Genomic DNA, 21,006 nt, shown 5'->3' with positions numbered 1-21,006 from the left:
CCCGTGCTGGCGCAGGACAAGATCATCAAGATGGCACTAGGCCTGGGAGGATCTGACGCCGATCTCGAGCATCACCAGGAAGGTGATGGAGGACAAGGGCTATACGGTCGAGTTGACCGAGTTTTCCGAATGGGGCATCGCCTATGCCGCGCTGGCCAAGGGGACGTGCAGATCCTGGTCAGCCAGACCGATGCGTGGCGCAGGATTGCTGGAACCGCAACAAGAACATGGGCTTTACCGGGGCATCGCGGTGCCGAAATACGTGCCGATCGTTTCGATCGAGCAGTTGAGCGACAATGCCGATAAATTCGGCGGCAAGATTATCGGCATCGAGCCGGGCGCCGGGCTGATGCGCGAGGCTGCCGATGCGGTCGATGCCTATGGCATGAAGCTGCAACTGGTCGAGGGCTCGCCCGCCGCCATGACCGCCACGCTGAAATCCGCTGTCGACCGCCAGGACTGGATCGCCGTAACGCTGTGGGAGCCGACCTAGATGGCGCGGAAGTTCGGCACCGAGCTCCTGGCCGACCCCAAGGGCACCTTCGCCGCCGCAGTCTCATTGCTGGATCGCGCAGAAGGGCTTTGCCGAGGCGAATCCGGAAGCGACGCGGCTGCCCTTTGCGCTGCCCTCGATCATGGCCGGCGTGACCAAAGCCTGATGATGGCCTTCGGCATGGTCGTCATCGCCGGCATCGTCGGCTCGGGCGGGCTTGGCGAGACGATTTATGGCGCCATCCGCACGCTGGACATCGCCACCTCGATCAATGCCTCGATCGCCATCGTGGTGCTGACCATGGTGCTGGACCGCGTCACCCAAAGCCTTGCGAGGACGAAATGAGTTTCAATCCCGGAGCCTTTCTCGCCCCCGTCGTCGACTGGCTGAATGCCAATTTCCACGGCGTCTTCGCGGTGATCACCCAGGTGATCGAGGCGGTGCTGGGCGCCATCGAGGCCGCACTGCTGGCGCTGCCGCCCTATGGGCTGATCGCGCTGGTCGCGGTCGCGGCCTTCTTCGCCGCCGGGCTGCGGGTGGCGGTGCTGTCGGCCTGCTGCCTGGGGTTCTGCTGGCTGATGGGCCTGTGGACCGGCGCGATGCAGACCATCGCGCTGGTGGCGGCGGCCGTCGCCGCCGCCCTGCTCGTGGACCGGCTGTCGCGCGGCGCGCTGGAGAAGAAAAAGCCCGAGGGGAGATAATTTTCACCTTCCCCCTCGAAAACCGGGTCATGCCGCGCTATATAGGGGCGGCATACCTATTTTCGGACCTGATTCCTTTCGGCTCAGCTTTCGATCTTCAGCTTTGCCGGGCCGCTGCATGTCGCGAGCGGCATCTATATAAGGAATGACACGATGGCCAATGGCACCGTGAAATGGTTCAACGCCACCAAGGGTTTCGGCTTCATCGCCCCCGAAGGCGGTTCGAAGGACGTTTTCGTCCATATCTCGGCGCTGGAGCGTGCCGGCCTGCGCGGTCTGAACGACGGCCAGGCGGTGACCTTCGACCTGGAGCGTGACCGCAACGGCCGCGAATCGGCGACGAACCTGGCGCTGGCGTAAGCCAACCGACATTGCATGAAGGCGGGGCCGGCGATGTCGGCCCCGCCTTTCTTTTTGTCCGACCGGCGGCCCCGCGCGGTCGGGACAGCATTTTTCATCAAGGAAACACCATGATCGAGATCCAATGGGGCACGCCCCTGAGCTTCGTCGTCTCGCCAGAGGGCGACGTGCAGAAATTCAGCACCATCGAACAGGCGCATTACTGGCTGCGCCGCAAATGGCCGGTGGCCGACCCGGCCCGCGGCCAGGCGCTGCGCCAGGTCGAGGCGGCGATGAACTGCCTTGTCCCGGTCGGCGCGGCGCGGCAGTCCTTCGCCGAGGCCGCCCGCAGCGCCGGTTTCGTGCCGGCGCTGGCGGCCTGAGGCCCTAGCGCACCGCCTTGATGCCTTCCAGGATCAGGGTGGTCGCCACGTCGGCGTAGTCCTCGCGCGTGATGCGGCCGCCGTCGCGGAACCACATATAGACCCAGTTCATCATGCCGAAGAGCGACATGGTGACCGGCGTCAGCAGCGGGCGCTGCGGGTCGTCGAGGTCGGGGTTGATCTGACGCAGCACCAGCGCGAAATGCCTGACGATGCGGCGTTCCAGCGCGAGGATCTCGGCCTTCTGCTCGTCCGACAGCGCCGAGGTGGCGTTGAGCTGCACCTTGTGCTGGTTGTCGGCGCCGCGATAACATTCCAGCACCGTGCCGACCAGCTTGCGCAGCCGCTGCTGCGGCGGCAGGGTGGCGTCGTCGGCCTGTTCGATCGCCTCGTCCAGCTCTTCCAGATGCGTGGCGATGATGGCGAAGATCAGCGCGTCCTTGCTGGGATAATAGTGATAGAGCAGGGCCTTGGAGACATGGGCATGGGCCGCGATCTGCGCCATCGAGGCCTTTTCCATGCCCAGTTCGGCAAAGACCTCGGCCGCGCTGTCCAGCAATCCGCGCTGTTTTTCCTCGAAATCCGTCGCCCGTGTCCGAGCCATGCCGTCCTCATGTCTTCTGGTCTTCCGTCGCGCCGGGGCGCGAATGGCACAGGGGGCCCGACCGGCCCCCTGCCGCTTTAGCGGGTTTTCCCGCCGCTGTCATGCCCGGCCCCGCGACGGGGCGTCAACCCTTGGGCCGGTTGTCGATCACCCGCTTGGCCTTGCCTTCCGAGCGGGCGATGCCGTTCGGATCCTTGACCTCGATCCTGGTCGAGACGCCGACCACCGACTTGATGTGATGCGCCAGCTCCTTGGCGGATTTGGCGCGGGCATCGGCGTCGGCCATCGCCTCGGCGCATTCGACATGCACGGTCATGTTGTCCATGCGGCCCGCGCGCGTGAGCTCGATCTGGAAGTGCGGCGCCAGGCCCGCGCATTTCAGGATCTGCTCCTCGATCTGGGTCGGGAAGACGTTGACGCCGCGCAGGATGATCATGTCGTCGCTGCGGCCGGTGATCTTCTCGATCCGCCGCATCGAGCGGGCGGTGCCGGGCAGGATGCGGGTCAGGTCGCGGGTGCGGTAGCGCACCATCGGCAGGGCTTCCTTGGTCAGCGTGGTAAAGACCAGCTCGCCCATCTCGCCGTCCGGCAGCACCGCGCCGGTGACCGGGTCGATGATTTCGGGATAGAAATGATCCTCCCAGATGTGCAGCCCGTCCTTGGTCTCGACGCATTCCATGGCGACGCCGGGGCCCATGACCTCGCTGAGGCCGTAGATGTCGACGGCGTGCATGTCGAAAGCTTCCTCGATTTCCTGGCGCATGGCGTTGGTCCAGGGTTCGGCGCCGAAGATGCCGATCTCGAGCGAGCTTTGGCGCGGGTCGAGACCCTGGCGGCGGAATTCGTCCAGAATCGACAGCATGTAGCTGGGCGTGACCATGATGATGCGCGGCTTGAAGTCGTCGATCAGCGTCACCTGCCGTTCGGTCATGCCGCCCGACATCGGCACCACGGTGCAGCCCAGCCGCTCGGCGCCGTAATGCGCGCCGATGCCGCCGGTGAACAGGCCATAGCCATAGGCATTGTGCAGCATGTCGCCGGGCCGGCCGCCCGCGGCGCGGATCGAGCGCGCGATCAGGTTCGCCCAATGGTCGATGTCGGCGGCCGTATAGCCCACCACCGTCGGCTTGCCCGTGGTCCCGGACGAGCCGTGGATGCGCACCAGCTTGGTCTGCGGCACCGCGAACATGCCGAAGGGATAGGTGTCGCGCAGGTCCTGCTTGACGGTAAAGGGGAATTTCGCGATGTCCTTCAGGGACTTCAGATCCTCGGGATGCACATCCGCCTGGATGAAGCGGTTGCGGTAGAAGGGCGAATTCTCGAAGGCATGCTTCAGGGAACGCTTCATGCGGTGGAACTGCAGCGCCTCGATCTCGTCGCGCGAGGCGGTTTCGATCGGGTCAAGTTCCTTGCGGTTCGGGGACAGGTCTTGCATGGCTTCCTCCCTATGCAAAAGCGGCGTCCGGGGGGTCAGCCCGGCAGGTGGGTTCCCTTGACGGTGCGCGAATGGCCGCGGAATTCGGCGACATGCTCGCCCGTCTGGTTGGTGATGCGTATGTCGTAGATCCCCGAGCGGCCGCGCCGCGAAACCTCGCGTGCCGTGGCCGTCAGCCGGTCTCCGATCCGGCCGGGAACAAGATAGGTGATCGCGCAATGCTGCGCCACGGTCAGCTGGTTGTAGCTGTTGCAGGCAAAGGCGAAGGCGCTGTCGGCCAGCGTGAAGATATAGCCGCCGTGGCAATTGCCGTGGCCGTTCGACATGGCGGCGGTGATGGTCATGGACAGCGTCGCCTCGCCCGGGGCGATGTGGTCCAGGCTCATGTCCAGACGCTGGCTGGCGCTGTCGTCGTTCCACATGGCGCGGGCGCTGGCCTCGGCCAGTTCCTGCGGGGTCATTTCGGCTGCGGGTTTCATCGGCCACGGAACTCCGGCTGGCGTTTCTGCAGGAAGGCGCTGACGCCCTCGGCATAATCGGCGCTGCGGCCGGCGCGGCGCTGGCCGTCGCGTTCCAGGTCCAGCTGCTGGTCCAGGCTGTTGTCGGCGGCGGCCTGGATCAGCTGCTTGGTCAGGCCAAGGCCCAGCGTCGGACCGGCTGCCAGCGACCTGGCCAGCGCCATGGCGTCGTCCATCAGCTGGGCGTCCTCGACGGCCTTCCAGATCAGGCCCCAGTCGGCGGCCTTTGCGGCCGGCAGCGGCTCGGCGGTCAGGGTCAGCGCCTTGGCGCGCGGCTCTCCCAGGATGCGGGACAGCGACCACGAGCCGCCGGCATCCGGCACCAGCCCGATCCTGGAGAACGCCTGCACGAATTTCGCCGATTGCGCCGCCAGCACGATGTCGCAGGCCAGCGCGATATTGGCGCCGGCGCCCGCCGCCACGCCGTTCACCGCGCAGACCACCGGCTTTTCCAGCGCGCGGATCAGCCGGATCGTCGGATTGTAATAGCTCTCCAGCGTCTGGCCCAGGTCCGGCGCCTCGGTCGCGTTCGCGGGATCGCGGTCGCCCAGGTCCTGCCCGGCGCAGAAGCCGCGACCCGCGCCGGTCAGCAGCACGGCGCGCACCGCCGCGTCGTCATGGGCGCGCTTCAGCCCGGCGTGCAAGGCCAGGTGCATCTTCGCGTTGAAGGCATTCAGTTTTTCGGGGCGGTTCAGCGTCAGAACCAACACGCCATCGGCCAAGGCCGTCAGGACCGTTTCCGTCATGAGTTGCTCCCAGGCCCACTCCTCCGGGCCTCCTGAAAATTTTTGTTGCATAAACCGACCGGCCGGTCAATGATAAATTGGAGCAAGCGAGGGAGGACGCTTTGGACGAGTTTTTCGAACGCCATCGGAACATGCTGGATGCCGCGCTGGCGGCGGCCCGTTCGCGCGCGTTCTGGACGCCCTTCCCCGAGGTGCCGAGCGGCAAGGTCTATGGCGAAACCGCGCGCGAGGACGGCGCGGCGGCTTTCGCGGCCCTGCGTGATTCGCGGCTGGACCTGCCCGGCCATCCGGCATCGGACTGGATCGGGGCCGAGGTCTCGCCCTTTGGCGGCGCCCTGGGAATCACCTATCCGGCGGCGGATGCGTCCACGCTGATCGCGGCGGCGCAGGCGGCTGCCCCGGCGCTGGCCGAGGCCGCGCCCGAGACCCGCGTGGGCGCCTGCCTCGAGGCGCTGGTGCGGCTCAACCGCGACAGTTTCCTGATGGGCAATGCGGTGATGCATACCACCGGCCAGCCCTTTGCCATGGCCTTCCAGGCGGGCGGGCCGCATGCCCAGGACCGGGGGCTGGAGGCCGTGGCGATGGCCTGGGACGAGATGACCCGATTCGCCCCGACCGCGCGCTGGGAAAAGCCGCAGGGCAAGGCCGCGCCCATCGTGCTGGAAAAGCACTGGTCCTTGGTGCCGGCCGGGCTTTCGCTGGCCATCGGCTGCAATACCTTCCCGACCTGGAACAGCTACTCGGGCATTTTCGCCAGCCTCGCCACCGGCAATCCGGTGATCGTGAAGCCGCATCCCTCGGCGGTGCTGCCGCTGGCGCTGGCCGTGCGCAGCCTGCGCGCGGTGCTGGCCGAGGCCGGCCTGCCCGCCGATTCGGTGCTGCTGGCCGTGGACCGCAAGGGCGCCGAGATCACCAAGCGGCTCGCCACCGATCCGGCGGTGCGGCTGATCGACTATACCGGCTCGGGTGCTTTCGGGGCCTGGCTGCGCAGCCACGCGACGCAGGCGCAGATCTTTGCCGAAGAGGCCGGGGTCAATACCGTCACCATCGCCGCGACCGATGATTTCGCCGGCATGTGCGCCAATCTGGCATTTTCGCTGGCGCTCTATTCCGGCCAGATGTGCACGGCGCCGCAAAACATCTATGTGCCGGAAAGCGGCATCGACACCGACCAGGGCCGCAAGAGCTTCGACGAGGTCGGCCGCGGCATCGCCGCCGCCATCGACGAGCTGCTGTCGGACCCGGCCCGTGCTGCCGGGGTCTGCGGCGCCATCGCCAACCCCGCCACGCTGGCCCGCATCGCCGAGACCCGGGCGCGCGGCCGAACCTTCCGCGATTCCGCGCCGCTGGGGCAGGGGCGCACCGCGACGCCGCTGCTGCTGGCCCTGAACGACGGCGACCCGCTGGCCGAGGAGGAATGCTTCGGCCCCATCGGCTTCGTCATCGCCGTGCCGGATGTCGATGCGGGCATCCGTCGCGCCGCCGACCTGGCCCGGCGCAAGGGCGCCATCACCGCCGCGCTTTACGACACCGACGAAAGCCGCATTGCCCGCGCGGCCCGCGCCTTTGCCGGGGCCGGCGTCAACCTGTCGGTGAACCTGACCGGCAATATCTTCGTCAACCAGTCGGCGGCCTTCAGCGACTTCCACGTCACCGGGGCCAACCCCGCCGGCAATGCCAGCCTGACCGATACCGCCTTCGTCGCCAGCCGTTTCCGCCGCGCCATGTGGCGGCGGCCGGCGGCGGCCTGAACCAAGGATCTCTGGGAGGAGAAAACCATGAAGACGACCCTGAAGACGGCCGCCCCGGCCGCCCTGATCGCGCTTGGCCTGGCCACGGCCGCCAGCGCCGAGCTGAAGATCGGCGCCTCGGTCTCGGCCACCGGCCCGGCCGCGTTCCTGGGCGACCCCGAGGCCAAGACCTTGGAAATGCTCGTTGAAGACCTGAACGCCAAGGGCGGCATCAACGGCCAGCCGGTCGAGCTGGTGCTTTACGACGACGGCGGCGACGCCAACAAGGCGCGCACCTTCGCCACCCGGCTGATCGAGGATGACGAGGTGCAGGCCATCATCGGCGGCACCACGACCGGCACCAGCATGTCGATCCTGGCCGTGGCCGAGGATGCCGAGGTTCCCTTCATCTCGCTGGCTGGCGCCATCGACATCATCCAGCCGGTCAAGCCCTGGACCTTCAAGACCCCGCATACCGACCGCATGGCCTGCCAGAAGATCTTCGAGGACATGCAAAAGCAGGGCATCGCCAGGATCGGCATGATCTCGGGCACCGACGGGTTCGGCGCCTCGATGCAGGCGCAATGCAAGGACGTGGTGGCGGATTACGGCATCGAGGTCGTCGCGGACGAGACCTATGATCCGAAGGACGCCGACATGACGGCGCAGCTGACCAAGATCAAGAACGCCGAGGGCGTGCAGGCGGTGCTGAATCCGGGCTTCGGCCAGGGCCCGTCCATCGTGACCCGCAACTACAAGCAGCTGGCGATCGACCTGCCGCTGTATCAGTCGCATGGCGTCGCCTCGGACGGGTTCATCGAGCTTGCGGGCGCGGATGCGGCCGAGGGCGTGCGCCTGCCCGGCACCGCGCTGCTGGTCGCGGGCCAGCTGGCCGAGGGCGATGCCCAGAAGCCGGTCGTGACCGCCTACAAGGCCGCCTATGAGGGCAAGTTCAAGCAGCCGGTCAGCACCTTCGGCGGCTATGCCCATGACGGTTTCGCGCTGCTGGCCGATGCCGTGACCCGCGCCGGCTCGACCGAGCCGCAGGCGATCCGCGACGCGCTGGAGACGACCAAGGCGCTGGCCGGCACCACCGGCGTCTATACCATGACGCCCGAGGATCACCTGGGCCTCGACCTGTCGGCCTTCCGCATGTTGCAGGTCAAGGACGGCAAATGGACCATCGTCGAGTAAGGCCGCGGCCCCCGGCAGGGGGCCGTCCCCGCCCGGAACGGGCATAGCCAGCCTGAAAGCCTCATCATGTCTGAACTTCTGCAATTCCTGTTTTCGGGGCTGACGGTCGGCGCGGTCTATGCGCTTGTCGCCCTGGGTTTCACCATCATCTTCAACGCCTCGGGCGTGGTGAATTTCGCGCAGGGCGAATTCGTCATGCTGGGCGGCATGATCACCGTCTTTGCCCATGCCGCCGGCCTGCCGTTGCCCCTGGCCGCGCTGATCGCCATCGCGGTGACGGCCGCCGTGGGCGTGGCGCTGAACCAGCTTGCCATCGAGCCGGCGCGCGGCGCCCCGGTGGTGTCCTTGATCATCATCACCATCGGCGCCTCGATCTTCATCCGGGGCGCGGCGCAGCTGGTCTTCGACAAGCAGATCCACAGCTTCCCGGCCTTTTCGGGCACCGAGCCGATCCAGGTGCTGGGCGCGACCATCCAGTCGCAAAGCCTGTGGGTGATCGGCGGCGCCTTCGCGGTCTTTGCCGGGCTGTGGCTGTTCTTCACCCGCACGCTCTTGGGCCGGGCGGTGCTGGCGACCTCGAACAACCGGCTGGCGGCGCAGCTCGTCGGCATCAACACCCGCTTCATCATGACGCTGAGCTTTGCGCTCTCGGCCGCCATCGGCGCCTTCGGCGGCGTGCTGGTGACGCCGATCACGCTGACCTCCTATGATGTCGGGCTGGCCCTGGCGCTCAAGGGCTTTGCCGGCGCCATGCTGGGCGGCATGGGCAACCCCAAGGGCGCCTTCGTCGGCGGGCTGATGCTGGGGCTGCTGGAAGCGCTGACCGCCGGCTACCTCTTGTCGCAATACAAGGACGCGGCGGCCTTCGTCGTCATCCTCGCGGTGCTGTTCTTCATGCCGCAGGGCCTGTTCGGCCGCAAATCGACGGAGCGGGTGTGATGTCGCAGAAACATGCAACGCTTCTGGTGCTGGCGGCGCTGATCGCGCTGTCGCCGCTGTTCTTTCCCTCGGGCTATTACTACCGCATCGGCGCCTTGATGTTCGTCAACGCCCTGGCGGTGACCGGCATCGTGATCCTGACCGGATACGCCGGCCAGATCAGCCTGGGCCATGCCGGTTTCGCCGGCATCGGCGGCTATGCCTGCGCGCTGGCGCCGGTGCATTGGGGCCTGCCCCCGGCGCTGGCGGTGGTCTTGGGCGCGGCGATCTCGGCCGTGCTGGCATACCTCGTCGGGCGGCCGATCCTGCGGCTCAAGGGCTATTACCTGGGCGTGGCCTCGCTGGGCTTCGGCATCCTGGTCGCCATGGTGCTGAACAACGAACGCCAGCTGACCAAGGGCCCGGACGGGATCGAGGTGCCGGACCTGGGCCTGCGCGGGCTGTTGAAGGACATGGGCCTGGACCTGTCGAACGGCGAATTCTGGTATGCGCTGACCGGCATCGCGCTGCTGATCGGCGCATGGCTGGCGCTGAACCTCTATCACAGCCCCACGGGCCGGGCGCTGCGCGCGCTGCATGGCTCCGAGGTCGCGGCCGGCACGGTGGGGATCGACGTGGCGCGGGTGAAGCTGCAGGCCTTCGTGATCTCGGCGGTCTATGCCTCGGTCGCGGGCTCGCTGCTGGCGCTGCAGAACAAGTTCGTCACCCCCGATGTCGCGGGCTTCATGCATTCGATCGAGATGGTGACCATGGCGGTTCTGGGCGGCGTCGGCTCGGTTCCGGGCGCGGTGATCGGCGCCGGCATCCTGACGCTGCTGCCGCAGGTGCTGACGGTCTTTGCCGATTATGAACAGGTCATCCTGGGGCTGGTGATGATGCTGGTGATGATCTTTCTGCCGCAGGGGTTGGTGCCGTCCATCCTGCGCAAGTTCCGGGGGAGGGACGAATGAGCCTGCTCAAGATCCAGGGCCTGGGCATCAGCTTCGGCGGGCTCAAGGCGGTGCAGGACGTCAGCTTCAAGGTCGAGCCGGGCGAGATCGTCTCGGTCATCGGCCCGAACGGCGCCGGCAAGACCACGCTTTTCAACATGATCTCGGGCGTCTACCAGCCCGGCGCGGGGCGGGTGGTGCTGGACGGCCAGGACGTGACCGGGATGGAGCCGTTCCGTCTGGCCGCGCGCGGCATGTCGCGCACCTTCCAGAACCTGCAGATCTTCCAGAACATGACGGTGCTGGAAAACGCCGCTTCGGGCTTTCACCTGCGCGAACGCGGGCCGGTGCTGGCCGATCTCTTGAACCTGCCCGGCGCCCGCCGCCGCGCCCGCGCGGCCGAGGACGGCGCCCGCGCGCTGCTGGCCCGCGTCGGACTGGAGCGGGCGGCCGACCGGCAGGCCGGCAACCTGTCCTATGGCTCGCTGAAGCGGCTGGAAATCGCCCGGGCGCTGGCATTGCAACCCAAGGTGCTGCTGCTGGATGAGCCCGCCGCCGGCTGCAATGCCGTCGAGACCGAGGAGATCGACCACCTGATCGCCGAGGTCGCCGCCTCCGGCACCGCCATCCTGCTGGTCGAGCATGACATGAAGATGGTCATGCGCATCTCGAACCACATCGTCGTTCTGGACCATGGCGAAAAGATCGCCGAGGGCGCACCGCTGGAGGTCAGCCGCAACCCGGCGGTGATCGCCGCCTATCTGGGAACCGAGGAGGCCGCCCATGCTGACGGTTGAGGGGCTGCGTTCGCGCTATGGCCGCATCGAGGTGCTGCACGGCATCGACCTGGCGGTGGAATCGGGCGAGATCGTGACCGTGGTCGGCGCCAATGGCGCCGGCAAGACCACGCTTCTGCGCTGCCTGTCGGGGGTGCAGCCGGTCTCGGCCGGGGCCATCACCTTTCGCGGCGAAGGGCTGACCACGGTGCCGGCGCATCGCCGGCTGTCGCGCGGCCTGGCGCAATCGCCCGAGGGCCGGCAGATATTCACCAACCTGACGGTCGAGGAGAACCTGCGGCTGGGCGCCTTCCTTTACAGCGATGACCGGGTCGAGAAGGACATGCAGGACGCCTTCGCCATGTTCCCGATCCTGCGGGACAAGCGCAACCTGGCGGCGGGCGGGCTGTCGGGCGGCCAGCAGCAGATGCTGGCCATGGCGCGCGCGCTGATGGGCCGGCCGGCCTGCCTGCTGCTCGACGAGCCCTCGATGGGGCTGGCGCCGATCATCGTGCAACAGATCTTCGACGTGGTCAGCGGGCTCAAGGCGCTTGGCGTCACCGTGCTGCTGGTCGAACAGAACGCCTTCGGCGCGTTGAAGATCGCCGACCGGGGCTATGTGATGGAGACGGGCCGCATCACCATGACCGGCCCGGCCGCCGAACTGATCGCCGACCCGCGCATCCGCGAAGCCTATCTGGGGATTTGACCATGACTGTCGTCAGCATCGAAAAGCAGGGCGACATCGCCGTCGTCACCGTGGACAACCCGCCGGTCAACGCGCTGTCGCAAGCACTGCGGCAGGGGATTTGGGACGCGGCCGAGCGGCTCGACGCCGATCCCGGCGTGCGGGCGGTGGTGCTGGCCTGCGCCGGCCGCACCTTTATCGCCGGGGCGGATGTGACCGAATTCGGCAAGCAGCCGGTGCCGCCGCACCTGCCCGACCTGGTTGCCCGGATCGAGGCGGCGGCCAAGCCCTGGGTCGCCGCCATCCACGGCTCGGCCCTGGGCGGCGGGCTGGAGGTGGCGCTGGGGTGCCGCTTCCGCGTCGCCGCGGCCGATGCCTGGCTAGGGCTGCCCGAGGTAACGCTTGGCATCGCCCCCGGTGCCGGCGGCACGGTCAGGACGCCGCGTCTGGTGGGCGTCGAGGCGGCGGTGGAGCTGGTCACCACCGGCAAGCCGGTCCGCGCCGCCCGCGCCCAGGCGCTGGGGCTGGTCGATGCGGTGATCGACGGCGATCTGCTGCCCGGCGCCCTAGCCTTTGCCGCCCAGGCGCTGACCCGGCCCTTGCCCGCGCCGCTGTGCTCGCGCGCGGTCATGCCGCCCGAGCCGGGCTTCTGGGACCGTGCCGAACAGGCCACGGCCAAGGCGGCCAAGGGCGCCGCAGCGCCGCAGCGCGCGCTGGCCTGCCTGCGCAGGGCGGCCGAGGCGCCCTTCGACCAGGCCATGGCCTTCGAACGCGAGACCTTTCTCGAACTGCGCGGCTCGGAGCAGGCGGCGGCGCTGCGGCATGTGTTCTTCGCCGAACGCGCCGCGTCGCGTCCCGCCGCCCTGCGCGACATCGAGCCGCTGCCGCTGACCCGCGTCGCGGTGATCGGCGGCGGCACCATGGGCGCGGGCATCATCGCCGCCCTGCGCGAGGCCGGCCTGCCCGTCGCCCTGATCGAACGCGACGCCGAGGCCGTCCAGCGCGGGCTCGCCAATGTCGCCGCCATCTTCGACGGCGCCGCCAGGCGCGGCAAGCTGACGCCCGAGCGGGCCGCGGCGCTGCGCCAGGGCGTGACCGGCAGCACCGACTATGCCACCCTGGCCGAATCCGACCTGGTCATCGAGGCGGTATTCGAGGACATCGCCGTCAAGCGCGCCGTCTTCGACCAGCTCGGCCGGGTCTGCCGGGCGGATGCGGTGCTGGCGACGAATACCTCCTATCTCGACCCGCGGCTGATCGCCGAGGGGCTGGCGAATCCCGGCCGCTTCATCGGGCTGCATTTCTTCAGCCCGGCCAATGTGATGAAGCTGCTGGAGATCGTGCCCATCCCCGACACCGCGCCGCGCACGCTGGCGACAGGCTTTGCCCTGGCGCGGCTCTTGAAGAAGATCCCGGTGCAATCGGGCATCTGCGAGGGCTTCATCGGCAACCGCATCCTGAAACGCTATCGCGCCGCGGCCGAGGCGCTGGTGCGCAAGGGCGTGCCGATCGACCGGATCGACGCCGCCATGCGCGGCTATGGCTTTGCCATGGGGCCGTTCCAGGCGCAGGACCTGGGCGGGCTCGACATCGCCTATCTGCAACGCGAGGGTGCGCGGGCGGCCGGGCAGGCCGTGGCCGAGACGCTGGGCGACATCCTGGTCCGCGCCGGTCGCAAGGGCCAGAAGACCGGCGGCGGCTGGTACGACTATGCGCCGGGCGAGCGTCAGCCGCAGGTCTCGCCCACGGTGGCGGCGCTGCTGGCCCCCGCCGCCACCCCCGGCGCGGCCATAACCGGCCCCGAGATCGCGACGACCCTGGTGGCCGAGATGGCCGCCGAGGGCCGCGCCATCCTGGCCGAAGGCATCGCCGAAAGCCCCGCCGCCATCGACCTGGTGGAAATCCACGGCTACGGCTTTCCACGCTGGCGCGGCGGGCCGATGTTCGCAAGCGGCGCCTGACGCCTCTCGCGTAACGAAACATTGCCGGGCGGCGGTGCAGCAACATCGGGTTGCAAATCCGCCCGGCCCGGCAAGCATTCGTCACGCGGCAGACCTAAGCCGGACACGGGCGGGCGCTAGTCTTGGGGCATCGAAACCCAAGGAGCCCCGCTGATGCAGCGATTCCCGATCAAGGCCATGCTGGCCGCGTGCCTGCTGGCCCTGCTGAGCGCGCCGGTCGCCGTGCAGGCGCAAAAGGCCCAGTCCCAGCCCCAGACCCAGCCTCGGGCCGAGGCCCCGGTGCCCCATGCCCGCCATGCGGCCGGTCCGATGGCTCTGCCGATGCCGGTCCCGGGGCGGATGCCGGGCGGGCTTGACCTTGCCGCGCAACTGGCCGCCGCCGAGACCTATCTCGGCATCACCCCCGAGCAGCAAGAGCCCTGGCGCAACTATTGCCAGGCGCTGATCGGCTTCATGCAGCCCGAACCGCCCCCCGGCCCCGAGGCCGGCCAGCTCATGGCCGAGCGCATGGCGCAGGCGGCGCTGGCCCGGGCCGACAAGGCGCAGGCGCTGCTGGTGGCGACCACTGCCCTGCGTGGCGCCTTGCAGCCCGAACAGCTGGCGCGGCTGGTCGAAAGCCAGCCCGGGCCGCAGGGTCGCGAGCGGCCGGACCGTGCCGGCTGATCCCCGCCAATTGCCACGAAACCGAAAGGATAACGCGATGCGTCGTCTTCTGATGATGGGCGCCATGGCCGCCCTGACCCTGTCCGCGCAGGGTGCCCTGGCCGAGAGCCGCCCCGAGGGCCAGCCGCCCGCATGCCGGCAGCAGGATCGCAAATGCCCCGCCCCGCCGCCGCAAGGCAAGCAGGCCGGGCCCGGCCGCCACGACCGGCGTGACGCCCCGCCCATGCCGCGCGACGGCGACGCTCGGCGCGACGAGGCCCGGCCTGCGCCCGGCCAGCCCCGGCCCGAAACCCGCCGCGAGGCCCGGAACGAGATCCGCCGCGACGCTCCTCCGGCGCCGCATGTCGGCGAGGATGCCCGCACCGGGCGGCCCTGGACCCCGCCGCGCGACAGCCGCATGGCGAAGGCGCCCCGGGGTCAGGAATACCGCGTGATCGCCGGCCACCTGGTGCTGGTGGACAAGAAGAGCCACCGCATCGTTTCGGTCGTCGCGCCGGTCCGGGCGCGCTGAAGACACCGGCAGAAAGGCGGCGGTCGGGATGCTCGGCCGCCGCTTTCCCATGCCGGGAGCACGAGCCCGGCCTCTGGCCAGCCGGCTAATCGGCGCAAAGCGCCGCGGCCCCGGCCTCCAGCGCCGCCATGGCCGCCTGCGGGTCCAGCAGCAGCAACAGCCCGCGCTTGCCGCCGTTGATCGCGACCTCGGGCGTGGTCAGGGTGGCGGCCTCGAACAGCACCGGCGCGGGGCGGCGCTGGCCGAAGGGGCTGATGCCGCCGGTGTGATAGCCGGTCAGCCGCTCGGCCTTGGCGGGCGGCATCATCGCTGCCGACTTGGCCCCGAAGGCCGCGGCCACGCGCTTCATCGACAGCACCCGGTCGCCCGGCACCACGGTGCAGGCGGGCCGGCCGTCCACCTCGACCATCAGCGTCTTGAGCAGGCGCCCGGGCGGCAGGCCGATCGCCTGGGCCGCCTGCAGCGCCACCCGGTCCGAGCCGGGGTCATAGCGGTATTCGACCGGGCGAAAACCGACGCCCTTGGCTTGCAGGAAGCGGGTCGCGGGGGTGGCGGTGCTCATGCCGGGGCCTCGGCGGCGGGCCGGCCGGCGGCGCGGATGTTGAGATAGTTGCCGGCCAGGATCAGCGCCGAGCCTATGACCACGGCCAGCCCGACCGGCTCGGCGTAAAGCAGCAGCCCGACCACGGCGATCACCGGCAGGCGCAGGAAGTCGAAGGGCATGACCAGCGTCGCCGGCGCCAGCCCCAGCGCCCTGGTGATGCAGAAATGCGCCCCAAGCCCGGTCAGGCCCAGCACCAGCACCCAGGGCGCCGCCGCCGCCGAGGGCAGGGCGATGCCGCCGTCGAGCCCGGCGCAGGCCAGCCCCATCAGCGCCTGGCTGAGCGACATCCACCACAGGATGCAGGCGGCTTCGGCCACGCCGGTCAGCGTCTTGGTGCAGACATAGGTCAGCGCGAAGCCCACCGCCGCCAGCGCCGCCGCCCCGACCCCGGCCGAGATCCCGGCCGCGCCCGGCTGCACGATCACCAGGATGCCAAGGAAACCCAGGCCCGCCGACAGTGCCCGCGCCCGCGTCAGACGCTCGCCCAGAAGAAACGGCGCCAGGATCAGCACCCACAGCGGCGCGGTGAATTCCAGCGCGAAGACCTGCGCCAGCGGGATGGTGAACAGGGCGTAGAACCACAGGTTCTGCGCGACGAAATGCGTGACGTTGCGCGCCAGATGCAGCCCGGGCCGGCGCAGCTTCACCGCGCCCCAGCCGTCCCGCAGGCTCAGCACGGCAGCGATGATCGCCACCCCGATCAGCGAGCGCCAGGCCAGGATCTCGAACGTGTCGAGCTCATCCCCGACCATGCGCCCGGCCACGGCCATCAGCGTGAAGGCCGCGACCGCGCCCATCATCCAGGCGGCGGCCAGCAGCGGGCGGGATTCGGTCGTGGTCGGCATCGGCTTCGTCCTGTTGCGCCGCAAAGGGCTAGCGGATCTCCGCCCGGCCGGCAAGCCGCCGGCCTAGCGTTCCGACATGGCCGAGAAGCTGGCCGGATAGCGCCCGCCCGAGACGTTTTCGGGCGCAAAGGCGCGTTCCAGCGTCTCGCGCTCGGCCGCGGTCAGGGTGATGCCGGTCGCGGCGACGTTCTGCTCCAGGTTTGGGATGCGCTTGGCGCCGGGGATCGGCACGATGTCCTGGCCCTGCGCCAGCACCCAGGCCAGCGCCACCTGCGCCGCGCTGACGCCCTTGGCCTGGGCCACGCCCTCGACCACCGCGACCAGCTTGCGGTTCGTTTCGGCATGTTCGGGCTGGAAGCGCGGCAGGCGGCGGCGGAAATCGTCCTGGCCCAGGGTTTCGGTCTGGACCTGGCCGGTCAGGAAGCCGCGGCCCAGCGGGCTGAAGGGCACGAAGCCCACGCCCAGCTCGCGGCAGGCGGCCAGCACGCCGTTGGTTTCCACGTCCCGCGTCCACAGCGAATATTCGCTTTGCAGCGCGGTGATCGGATGCGTGGCATGGGCGCGGCGCAGCGTCTCGGCCGAGACCTCGGACAGGCCGAGCGCGCGGACCTTGCCTTCGGCCACCAGCGCGGCCATGGCGCCGACGGTGTCCTCGATCGGCACGGCCGGGTCGGCGCGGTGCAGATAGTAAAGGTCGATCACATCGGTCTGCAGCCGCTTCAGCGAGGCCTCGGCCACGGCGCGGGCATTCTTCGGCGTGCCGTCGGTGCCGGTGATCTCGCCAAAGCCATTGGCGTCGCGGCTGTAGGTGAATCCGAACTTGGTCGCGATCACCAGCCGGTCGCGGAATGGCTTCAGCGCCCGGCCCAGCAGGGTCTCGTTGTGATGGACGCCATAGACCTCGGCGGTGTCGAAGAAGGTCACGCCCAGCTCGACCGCGCGCTCCAGCGTCGCGACCGAGGCGGATTCGTCCTGGTGGCCATAGGCCTGGCTCAGCCCCATGCAGCCCAGCCCGATGGCCGAGACCGTCAGCGTCGCGCCCAGTTTGCGCTGTTCCATCGCCTGCTCCTTGCATTGTCCGGGCGGCAGCATAGCCGCGCGCCCGGCACTTGCACAGGGTCAGGCGCTTGCACAGGTCAGGCGCGGGCGACCGCGCCATGCACCAGCCGGCCCTTGTGGAAGGTCGCGACCCGGGGCGAACGCCGCGCCACCGCCTCGGCCGAGCAGCTGCAATCGGCCAGCGCGAATTCCGCCGCGTCGCCGGGCCGGGGCCAGGCACGGTTGCCGTCCTGGTCCAGCGGCAGCACGTCGCCGGTGGCGATGGCCAGCGCCCGGGTCAGGGCGAATTCGTCGCGCCCGCCATAGACCTGGGCCAGCAGGTTGGCCTTTTCCAGCATGTCGCCGGTGCCGAAGGGCGACCAGTGGTCGATGACGCTGTCGGTGCCCGACATCAGCGTCACGCCCTTGTCGCGCAGCCGGGGCAGCGGCATGACCAGCGACCCGATGGGCACGGTCGAGATCACCGTGACGCCATGCTCGGCCATGCGCTCGGCCAGCGGGTCCAGCTCGGCCTCGGGCAGGGTGGCCAGGGCGAAGGCGTGGCTGAGGTTCAGCTTGCCCTTCAACTCGGGCGTGCGCACGACCGTCTCGACCATGTAGCGGATCGCCTCGGCGCCGGCCGGGGTGGTCTCGTGGATATGGATGTCCACGCCCTTGCCGTGGTCCAGCGCGATGGCGAACATCGCATCGACCGAGGCCTTCATGTCGCCGTCGACATTGGTCGGATCCAGCCCGCCGACGAAATCGACGCCCATGGCCATGGCCTCGCGCATCAGCCCGTCGACCTTGGAATGCAGCAGCCCGTGCTGCGGAAAGGCCACGATCTCGCAGTCGAAGCGGTCGCGGTTCTTCTGCAGCGCGGCCTGCAGGTGCTCGAGGCTTTTCAGCCCGCTGACCGGGTCGATGTTGCAATGGCTGCGCGCCATGGTGGTGCCCTGCGACAACAGCAGCGCGATCAGCGCCTCGGCCCGCTCCTGCGAGGTCGGCAGCAGCTTCGGCAGCAGCACCTCCTCGCGCGCGATCATGTCCATGATCGTCTTGCCCTGACGCGGCAGCGGCGCCTGCCAGGGCCCGCCGTAAAAGGTCTTGTCCAGGTGGATATGCATGTCGCGGAATGCCGGCAGCGCCAGCGCGCCGCTCGCCGAATAGCGCGGGACCGAGGCGTCCAGCGCCGCATCCGTCGCGTGGATCGCCGCGATGGCGCCGTCGCGGATCTCCAGCGTGTAAAGGCCCGTGCGGGTGGCGGCGACATATTCGCCCTCATGCGTGAAGCCGTCCTCGAGCCGGACCTCGGTCAGGAAGTAACGCGGGTCGTCGATGGCGGTCGCGGTGGCCTCGGGCGTGGCGGCCGCGGCGGCGCCGGCGCCCAGCAGGGACGAGGCGGCAATCATTCCGCCGCTGGCGCCCAGGAAGGTGCGGCGGCTGGGGTGGGACAGGGGCTGTATGGGGGTCTCCGGTCAGGAATCGGGTCGCCTCGCAGGATAGGGCCGGGCCGGATCATCTGGAAATTAAATGTCGGCATGATAATCATTCGGAAATCGAATGAGGAATCCATGCTCGATCCCCGCCTGCTGCGCGCCTTCGTCGCCATCGTCGAGACCGGAAGCTTCACCCGCGCCGCCGGCCAGTTGCACATGACGCAATCGACGATCAGCCAGCAGCTGTCGCGGCTGGAACAGGCTGCGGGCCAGCCGCTGGTCGCGCGCGAGGCGCGGCCGGTGCTGCCGACGCCGCAGGGCGAGCGGCTCTTGGGCTATGCCCGCCGCATCCTGGCGCTGCACGAGGCGGCGGCGGTGGCGCTTGGCGATCCCGCCGGCAGCAGCGCCCTGCGGCTGGGCCTGCCCGAGGACATCTTCAACCCGGCGATGTGCGACATCTTTCGCGACTTCACCGCGCGCTGCCCGCAGATCCGGCTGGACGTGACGGTGGGCCTCAGCCGCGAGCTGATGCGGCGCTATCGCGCGGGCGAGCTCGACATCGTCGTCGTCAAGGAAGAGGCCGCAGCCCGCGACTGCCGCGCCAGCTTTGCCGAGGCGATGGGCTGGTTCGAAAGCGCGGCGCTGGCGCGGGACTGGGCCGATCCGGTGCCGCTGGTGGTGTTCCCGCCCGGCGGGCTTTACCGCGACGTGATGTTCCAGCGCATCGAACGCGAGGGCCGGCGCTGGTATGTCGCCTTTTCCGGCAGCAGCCTGCACAGCGTGTTGCTGGGCGTCGAGCGCGGGCTGGGCATCACCCTGCTGCCCCTGGCCGCGGCCGAGGGCGCCGGGTTGCGGCGCTGCGCCGCCTTCGGGACCGAGCCGGCCATGGTCGTGGCGCTTTACGCCTGGGAATCCGGCGGTGCGGCGGGCGATCTGGTGGTGCGCATGACCGATCTGCTGGAACGGCGCCAGCGGCGCAGCCGGGCGATGCTTTGACTCCGCGCCCCGGCCTGCCCATATCCTTGCGCATGGGGCTTGCATATGCGGAGGACGAGCCATGCGCGGCGCAGTCGCGAAAACCCTGGGATTGACGATGATGCTGGCCATGGCCGCGCCGGTGGCGGCCCTGGCGGCGGGACCGGTCGGCGTGACCTATGTCGCGCCCGAGACGTTCCGGGACCGCGAATTCCGACAGGCGGCCAGCCGCGCCTCGGCCTTGGCCGAGTTCGATCGCTGGTTTGCCGAACTGGGCGCGCGCTACCTGCCCAGCGGGCAGAGCCTGCGGATCGAGGTGCTGGAGATGGACCTGGCCGGCGATTTCGAGCCGTGGCGCACCGACTGGCAGGACGTGCGCTTCCTGCGCGACACCACGCCGCCGCGCATCCACATGCGCTGGCAGCTGGAACAGGGCGGCAAGGTGATCCGCCAGGGCGACGCGCGGCTTCACGACATGAACTACCTGTGGGATCCGCGCGGCAAGGGCGACAGCCGCCGCTTCATCCATGACAAGCTGCTGATCCAGGACTGGTTCCGCAAGACCTTCGCCCCGGGCGTCTCGGGATGAGCGGCGCGGACGGAATCCAGCTGGGCAAGGAGCCGGGCCGCTATGTCGCCCGCATTCCCGGTATCGCGGGCGAGGGCGAGATCACCTTCACCGTCGAAGGCCCGGGCGTCATCAGCGCCGACCATACCGGCGTTCCGGACAGCATGGCCGGCAAGGGCGTGGCGCGGGCGCTGCTGGACTACATGCTGCAGGACGCGCGCGAGAACGGCTTTCGCATCGTCCCGCGCTGCCCCTTCGTGCGCGGCCAATATGCCCGGCATCCCGAATGGGCGCCGCTATTCACCACGCAGCCCGGCGAGGCGCCCTAGAGGCTGGCCGCGAAGCCGGCCAGATAGTCGCGCAGCTGCCCGCGCGTCTTGTCGTCGGTCAGGTTGCCCTGGTCGTCGAAGACGCTGCCCGCGCGCGAGACCATCAGCCGGCCCTCGGTCCACAGCCGCGTCTTCAGCGTGCGCAGCACCGGCAGCCAGTGGCTCTGCGCCAGGATCGTGCCGAAGCCGCCGGGCGAGGCGCCGATCAGCGCCACCGGCTTGCCGACGAACATGCCCAGCCCGTCGCCGCGCGACATCCAGTCGATGGCGTTCTTGAACACGCCCGGCACGCCGTTGTTGTATTCCGGCGTCACCAGCAGCAGCCCGTCGGCGGCGGCAAGCTGGGCCTGAAGCGCCTGCACCGACTGCGGCAGGCCCGAGGCGGATTCCAGGTCGCCGTCGTAAAGCGGCACCTCGCGGATCGAGCCGATCCGGATCGTCGTGCCCTCGGGCGCGGCTTCCGCGGCGGCGCGCAGCAGCCCGCTGTTGAAGGAGGCGCGGCGCAGGCTGCCGCTGAGGCCGAGAATGGTCTTGGTCATGGCTGTTTCCCCGTTCTTGCGTGGCGGCGATGCTGCCGCAGACCGGCCGGCAGGGCCAG

At 69.3% G+C, this 21,006-nt stretch carries 26 protein-coding genes; 17 read left to right on the top strand and 9 right to left on the bottom strand.

Features of this window, described 5'->3' with window-relative positions; genetic code table 11:
• The first annotated feature begins 85 nt into the window (after positions 1-85).
• The 5 genes from PARN5_RS22715 (at position 86) to PARN5_RS0120160 (ending at position 1,916) form a co-directional block, all read left to right on the top strand.
• Positions 86-493, top strand: a complete 408-nt coding sequence (locus PARN5_RS22715) for a glycine betaine ABC transporter substrate-binding protein (protein WP_051071067.1) — start codon at positions 86-88, stop codon at positions 491-493.
• Positions 494-838 carry a hypothetical protein gene (locus PARN5_RS23740; RefSeq protein ID WP_051071066.1) on the top strand — a complete coding sequence of 115 codons (345 nt, stop codon included), beginning with the start codon at positions 494-496 and terminating at the stop codon, positions 836-838.
• On the top strand, positions 835-1,194 hold the full coding sequence (locus tag PARN5_RS22710) for a hypothetical protein (RefSeq protein WP_018001584.1): 360 nt from the start codon (positions 835-837) through the stop codon (positions 1,192-1,194). Before PARN5_RS23740 ends, PARN5_RS22710 begins: the two co-directional genes overlap by 4 nt.
• A 153-nt stretch (positions 1,195-1,347) precedes the next feature.
• Positions 1,348-1,554 carry a cold-shock protein gene (locus PARN5_RS0120165; protein WP_018001583.1) on the top strand — a complete coding sequence of 69 codons (207 nt, stop codon included), beginning with the start codon at positions 1,348-1,350 and terminating at the stop codon, positions 1,552-1,554.
• 110 nt (positions 1,555-1,664) lie between these two features.
• Positions 1,665-1,916: a DUF982 domain-containing protein gene (locus PARN5_RS0120160; protein ID WP_018001582.1), complete on the top strand. Its 252-nt coding sequence runs from the start codon at positions 1,665-1,667 to the stop codon at positions 1,914-1,916.
• 4 nt (positions 1,917-1,920) lie between these two features.
• On the opposite strand, the gene PARN5_RS0120155 is transcribed toward PARN5_RS0120160, so the two are convergent.
• The 4 genes from PARN5_RS0120155 to paaG all read right to left on the bottom strand — a co-directional run bounded on the left by PARN5_RS0120155 (position 1,921) and on the right by paaG (position 5,219).
• Positions 1,921-2,520 carry a TetR/AcrR family transcriptional regulator gene (locus PARN5_RS0120155; RefSeq protein WP_026155603.1) on the bottom strand — a complete coding sequence of 200 codons (600 nt, stop codon included), beginning with the start codon at positions 2,518-2,520 and terminating at the stop codon, positions 1,921-1,923.
• Between the two features lie 124 nt (positions 2,521-2,644).
• On the bottom strand, positions 2,645-3,955 hold the full coding sequence (gene paaK / locus PARN5_RS0120150; RefSeq protein ID WP_018001580.1) for a phenylacetate--CoA ligase PaaK: 1,311 nt from the start codon (positions 3,953-3,955) through the stop codon (positions 2,645-2,647).
• A gap of 35 nt (positions 3,956-3,990) precedes the next feature.
• A complete protein-coding gene (gene paaI, locus PARN5_RS0120145) occupies positions 3,991-4,416 on the bottom strand; it encodes a hydroxyphenylacetyl-CoA thioesterase PaaI (RefSeq protein ID WP_018001579.1) in 426 nt (141 codons plus the stop codon).
• A 14-nt stretch (positions 4,417-4,430) separates the two neighbouring features.
• Complete coding sequence (gene paaG / locus PARN5_RS0120140) at positions 4,431-5,219, bottom strand: 2-(1,2-epoxy-1,2-dihydrophenyl)acetyl-CoA isomerase PaaG (RefSeq protein WP_018001578.1); 789 nt, start codon at positions 5,217-5,219, stop codon at positions 4,431-4,433.
• A 101-nt stretch (positions 5,220-5,320) separates the two neighbouring features.
• On the opposite strand from paaG, the gene paaN reads away from it, so the two are divergent.
• The 9 genes from paaN (at position 5,321) to PARN5_RS0120095 (ending at position 14,610) form a co-directional block, all read left to right on the top strand.
• The gene (gene paaN, locus PARN5_RS0120135; protein ID WP_018001577.1) at positions 5,321-6,970 is read left to right on the top strand and encodes a phenylacetic acid degradation protein PaaN; all 1,650 of its coding nucleotides are present in this window, start codon (positions 5,321-5,323) and stop codon (positions 6,968-6,970) included.
• Positions 6,971-6,997: 27 nt separating this feature from the next.
• Positions 6,998-8,143 (top strand): ABC transporter substrate-binding protein, encoded by a 1,146-nt coding sequence (locus tag PARN5_RS0120130; protein WP_018001576.1) that lies wholly within the window; start codon positions 6,998-7,000, stop codon positions 8,141-8,143.
• A gap of 66 nt (positions 8,144-8,209) precedes the next feature.
• Positions 8,210-9,082: a branched-chain amino acid ABC transporter permease gene (locus tag PARN5_RS0120125; RefSeq protein WP_018001575.1), complete on the top strand. Its 873-nt coding sequence runs from the start codon at positions 8,210-8,212 to the stop codon at positions 9,080-9,082.
• Positions 9,082-10,032 carry a branched-chain amino acid ABC transporter permease gene (locus PARN5_RS0120120; RefSeq protein ID WP_018001574.1) on the top strand — a complete coding sequence of 317 codons (951 nt, stop codon included), beginning with the start codon at positions 9,082-9,084 and terminating at the stop codon, positions 10,030-10,032. Before PARN5_RS0120125 ends, PARN5_RS0120120 begins: the two co-directional genes overlap by 1 nt.
• On the top strand, positions 10,029-10,808 hold the full coding sequence (locus PARN5_RS0120115; protein WP_018001573.1) for an ABC transporter ATP-binding protein: 780 nt from the start codon (positions 10,029-10,031) through the stop codon (positions 10,806-10,808). The genes PARN5_RS0120120 and PARN5_RS0120115 overlap by 4 nt, the downstream gene beginning before the upstream one ends.
• A complete protein-coding gene (locus PARN5_RS0120110; protein WP_018001572.1) occupies positions 10,795-11,496 on the top strand; it encodes an ABC transporter ATP-binding protein in 702 nt (233 codons plus the stop codon). Before PARN5_RS0120115 ends, PARN5_RS0120110 begins: the two co-directional genes overlap by 14 nt.
• A gap of 2 nt (positions 11,497-11,498) precedes the next feature.
• Positions 11,499-13,436: a 3-hydroxyacyl-CoA dehydrogenase NAD-binding domain-containing protein gene (locus PARN5_RS0120105; RefSeq protein WP_018001571.1), complete on the top strand. Its 1,938-nt coding sequence runs from the start codon at positions 11,499-11,501 to the stop codon at positions 13,434-13,436.
• Between the two features lie 153 nt (positions 13,437-13,589).
• Positions 13,590-14,099: a hypothetical protein gene (locus tag PARN5_RS23030; RefSeq protein ID WP_018001570.1), complete on the top strand. Its 510-nt coding sequence runs from the start codon at positions 13,590-13,592 to the stop codon at positions 14,097-14,099.
• 37 nt (positions 14,100-14,136) lie between these two features.
• Positions 14,137-14,610, top strand: coding sequence for a hypothetical protein (locus PARN5_RS0120095; RefSeq protein ID WP_018001569.1), 474 nt, complete (start codon positions 14,137-14,139; stop codon positions 14,608-14,610).
• Positions 14,611-14,695: 85 nt separating this feature from the next.
• Here the strand turns inward: PARN5_RS0120095 and PARN5_RS0120090 are convergent, their stop codons facing one another.
• The 4 genes from PARN5_RS0120090 to PARN5_RS0120075 all read right to left on the bottom strand — a co-directional run bounded on the left by PARN5_RS0120090 (position 14,696) and on the right by PARN5_RS0120075 (position 18,509).
• The gene (locus PARN5_RS0120090) at positions 14,696-15,172 is read right to left on the bottom strand and encodes a YbaK/EbsC family protein (protein WP_018001568.1); all 477 of its coding nucleotides are present in this window, start codon (positions 15,170-15,172) and stop codon (positions 14,696-14,698) included.
• On the bottom strand, positions 15,169-16,059 hold the full coding sequence (locus PARN5_RS0120085) for a DMT family transporter (protein WP_018001567.1): 891 nt from the start codon (positions 16,057-16,059) through the stop codon (positions 15,169-15,171). Before PARN5_RS0120085 ends, PARN5_RS0120090 begins: the two co-directional genes overlap by 4 nt.
• A gap of 63 nt (positions 16,060-16,122) precedes the next feature.
• Positions 16,123-17,118 carry an aldo/keto reductase gene (locus PARN5_RS0120080; RefSeq protein WP_026155601.1) on the bottom strand — a complete coding sequence of 332 codons (996 nt, stop codon included), beginning with the start codon at positions 17,116-17,118 and terminating at the stop codon, positions 16,123-16,125.
• A gap of 77 nt (positions 17,119-17,195) precedes the next feature.
• On the bottom strand, positions 17,196-18,509 hold the full coding sequence (locus PARN5_RS0120075) for an amidohydrolase family protein (RefSeq protein WP_018001565.1): 1,314 nt from the start codon (positions 18,507-18,509) through the stop codon (positions 17,196-17,198).
• 162 nt (positions 18,510-18,671) lie between these two features.
• On the opposite strand from PARN5_RS0120075, the gene PARN5_RS0120070 reads away from it, so the two are divergent.
• From PARN5_RS0120070 to PARN5_RS0120060, 3 genes are all read left to right on the top strand, one after another.
• Complete coding sequence (locus PARN5_RS0120070; protein WP_018001564.1) at positions 18,672-19,532, top strand: LysR family transcriptional regulator; 861 nt, start codon at positions 18,672-18,674, stop codon at positions 19,530-19,532.
• A 61-nt stretch (positions 19,533-19,593) separates the two neighbouring features.
• Complete coding sequence (locus tag PARN5_RS0120065) at positions 19,594-20,100, top strand: DUF3016 domain-containing protein (protein WP_157404111.1); 507 nt, start codon at positions 19,594-19,596, stop codon at positions 20,098-20,100.
• Entirely contained in the window at positions 20,097-20,408 is a 312-nt protein-coding gene (locus tag PARN5_RS0120060) for a GNAT family N-acetyltransferase (protein ID WP_018001562.1), read from the top strand. Before PARN5_RS0120065 ends, PARN5_RS0120060 begins: the two co-directional genes overlap by 4 nt.
• Here the strand turns inward: PARN5_RS0120060 and PARN5_RS0120055 are convergent.
• Positions 20,405-20,947 carry an NADPH-dependent FMN reductase gene (locus PARN5_RS0120055; RefSeq protein ID WP_018001561.1) on the bottom strand — a complete coding sequence of 181 codons (543 nt, stop codon included), beginning with the start codon at positions 20,945-20,947 and terminating at the stop codon, positions 20,405-20,407. The two genes, PARN5_RS0120060 and PARN5_RS0120055, sit on opposite strands and share 4 nt — an antisense overlap.
• Positions 20,948-21,006: the final 59 nt, after the last annotated feature.

The organism is Paracoccus sp. N5, assembly GCF_000371965.1.
In the GTDB taxonomy this organism is placed as follows: domain Bacteria; phylum Pseudomonadota; class Alphaproteobacteria; order Rhodobacterales; family Rhodobacteraceae; genus Paracoccus.
The sequence above is the reverse complement of the archived record's forward strand: the minus strand, read 5'-3'. Positions and strand labels throughout refer to the sequence as shown.